A 2,870-nucleotide genomic window follows, 5' to 3' on the forward strand; every position below is an offset into this window, starting at 1 on the left:
GAACGGCGAATTCGTCTTCGACGATCGCAACCTGCCGATGTTCCTCCGCAAGGCCGCCACTCTGCCGCTTCGCAAGTGGATCAATGTGCGGCCCCTGTTGATGTCGACTTACTACTTCAATTTTCACTCCGCGGGTCTCGACACGTTCGGCTATCACGCGGTGAATGTGATTATGCACGCCGCGAATGCCGTGCTGCTGTTCTTCGCCGTCAAGCGCATTCTGGAATGGGCATCCATCGAGAAGGCGCGCGCTATGCCGGTCGCTATTTTCAGCGCTGCGGTGTTTCTTCTGCATCCCGTGCAGACCGAAGCGGTGAGTTACATCGCCAGCCGTTCGGAGACGCTCAGCATCCTGTTCTTCCTGGCGGCGTTCAACGTGTTTCTGTACAGGAGCCGCGTGTCCATTACGTTTAGGACCTCGCTCGGCGTACTGTTGCTGTACGGATGCGCGATGACCAGCAAGGAACACACGGCGATGCTGCCCGCGGTTCTTCTACTCACTGATTACTACTTCAACCCGCCGTTCTCCCTCAGCGGCATTCGTCGCAACTGGAGACTGTATATTCCGATTGCGGCAGCCGGCGTGGCGGGACTGTTCTTCTTCCGGAGCTACATCAACAGCGGTTCGAACCTCGGCTTCGGGATGAAGGACCTCAGTTGGTCCCAATACCTGTTCACCGAGTTCCGAGCCTTCTTCGTCTACATGCGATTGCTGGTGCTGCCTTACGGCCAGACCGTGGATTACAACTTCCCGGTCTCGCACAACCTGCTGGAGCGTGGCGCGGTCTTCTATGGGATCGCGCTCCTGGGCCTGATCGCCGCGGCGTTCTACTTTCGCAAGCGGTATCCCATCGCCTCTTTTGGTTTCTTCGTGACGCTCGTGCTGTTTGCGCCTACGAGTTCGTTCGTGCCGATTCGCGATCCTCTGGCGGAACGCCGGCTCTATCTACCGTTTATCGGCATCGCGCTGATGGTTGCGGAGGTTGCTGTCCGCGTATCGTGGCGGAACCGTCAGGCCGTTTATGCCGCGCTTGCGGCCGTCTGCCTCATCTTCGCGGTGCTGACCTTTCAACGTAATCAAGTTTGGGTCGGGATGGAGTCGCTGTGGCGCGACGCGGTCTCCAAGAATCCGGAAAATGCGCGTGCGCTCATGGGGCTCGGCGACGCCTATTCCCTGCGGGGCGACTGCGTCGATGCCATCCCTTACTTCGAACGCGCGATCAAGATCGAGGCCGCGGATTATCGTCAAACCGCCAATCTGGCGTCTGCGTACGACTGCGCCAATCAACTGCCCGCCGCACTCGAAACGTATCGGAAGGCAATCGCCTTACGGCCGACTGCCGATGCCTGGACCCGCATCGGTCTCATTCAGATGAAGACCAATCAATACGACCAGGCGATCCAGTCGCTCGATACGGCTTCGCGTATCGATTCGACTTACCTGCCGCCGTTCAACTATCGCGGCATCCTCTATCTGCACTTGCAGCGTTTCGATGCAGCCGCGAGCCAGTTCCAACAAGTGCTCGCGGTCGACCCCGTCAATGAACTGGCGCTGCGCGGCATCGATCGTGCGCGCAAGCATAACCCGCAATTCTGATGAGCGCTCTGCGCATTGGAGTGAATGCGCTTTATCTGATTCCGGGCGGCGTGGGCGGCACAGAAATTTATCTGCGCGGTTTGCTGGAAGCGATTGCATCGGTCGACCGGATCAACGACTACTTCATCTTCCGCAACCGCGAGACAGGTCCGAGTCTCACGCCAGCGCGGCCCAACTTTCACGATTGTCCTCAGCCTTTGAACGCGGTTTTTCGTCCGGCCCGCATCGTCTATGAGCAGACCGTGCTGCCGTTTGCCGTTCAACGGCACGCCATCGATGTAGTGCTCAACGCAGGCTTCACCGCTCCGCTGCTTTGCCGCTGTCCGATGATTACGGTGTTTCATGATTTGCAATACAAGCACCATCCGGAATTTTTTCGCTGGTTTGATCTCCCCTTTTGGCGAGCGCTTCTGCCTTTATCGGCTGCGCGTTCACAACGGCTAGTCACGCTTTCGGAAGCCGTTAAGCGTGACCTCGAGAGTTTTTACCGGATTGACCCGTCACGCATTGCGGTGATTCCACATGGCGTGGAACCCGAATTCGCGCGCCTTGCGGTGCGGCGCCTCGCGCGGCCTCCGACAAGCAAGCTGCTCTTGACCGTATCGACGCTCCATCCACACAAGAACATGAATGCGCTACTAAAGGCGTTCCGCGCCTTCCTCTATTCCGAGCCCGGATGGCAGCTTCGAGTTATCGGGCTGAAGGGCTTCGAAGCAAGCGCGATCGAAGCTCTGCGGCGCGATCTGGGGTTGGAACAATCGGTCGAAATTCCCGGGTGGCTACAGCGGGGGGAGGTTTATCGGAGTTTCGCCGATGCCCGGGCGCTGATCTATCCATCGAAGTTCGAAGGCTTCGGCATTCCCGTGCTGGAGGCCTTGACCGCGGGCGTTCCCACGGCGTGTTCACGCTTGCCATCGCTACTGGAGATCGCGGGCGGTAGCGCGCGCTTCTTCGATCCCGAAAGTGTCGACGATATCGAGAGCGCTATGCGCGATGTCACGCTAGACGAGGTCCTACGCGCGCGACTGCAGGCATCCGGTTTGGTTCGCGCGCAAGCCTTCTCCCGTGAGGCTTCCGCGCGCAAGATGATCCGGCTCTTCGAAGAGATGACTCAACCCAGCACGCGTTCGAAGAAGTCCCAGGACTGACGCGCGACGAGTTCCCAGCGGTAGTACGCTGCCGCGCGGTGCCGTCCTCGCTCTCCCAGTTCGGTTCGTAGAGTCGGAGTGGTAAGGATCCGCAAAAGCGCATCGCGAATCTCTGCCTCGGAATA

2 protein-coding genes are annotated in these 2,870 nt (G+C 59.0%); both read left to right on the forward strand.

Going from position 1 to position 2,870, the window contains the following annotated elements; genetic code table 11:
• Positions 1-1,597: tetratricopeptide repeat protein (locus H1Y01_RS09275; protein WP_180540159.1), on the forward strand; the 1,597-nt coding region annotated here is incomplete at its 5' end.
• Positions 1,597-2,745, forward strand: coding sequence for a glycosyltransferase family 4 protein (locus H1Y01_RS09280; protein WP_180540160.1), 1,149 nt, complete (start codon positions 1,597-1,599; stop codon positions 2,743-2,745). The genes H1Y01_RS09275 and H1Y01_RS09280, both read left to right, overlap by 1 nt.
• Positions 2,746-2,870 lie beyond the last annotated feature (125 nt).

The organism is Nevskia soli (assembly GCF_903970205.1).
Lineage (GTDB): Bacteria > Acidobacteriota > Terriglobia > Bryobacterales > Bryobacteraceae > Bog-113.

Excerpts from the sequence above, each read along its gene's own strand:
- H1Y01_RS09280 (WP_180540160.1), top strand. The coding sequence starts at position 1,597 with ATGAGCGCTCTGCGCATTGGAGTGAATGCGCTTTATCTGATTCCGGGC.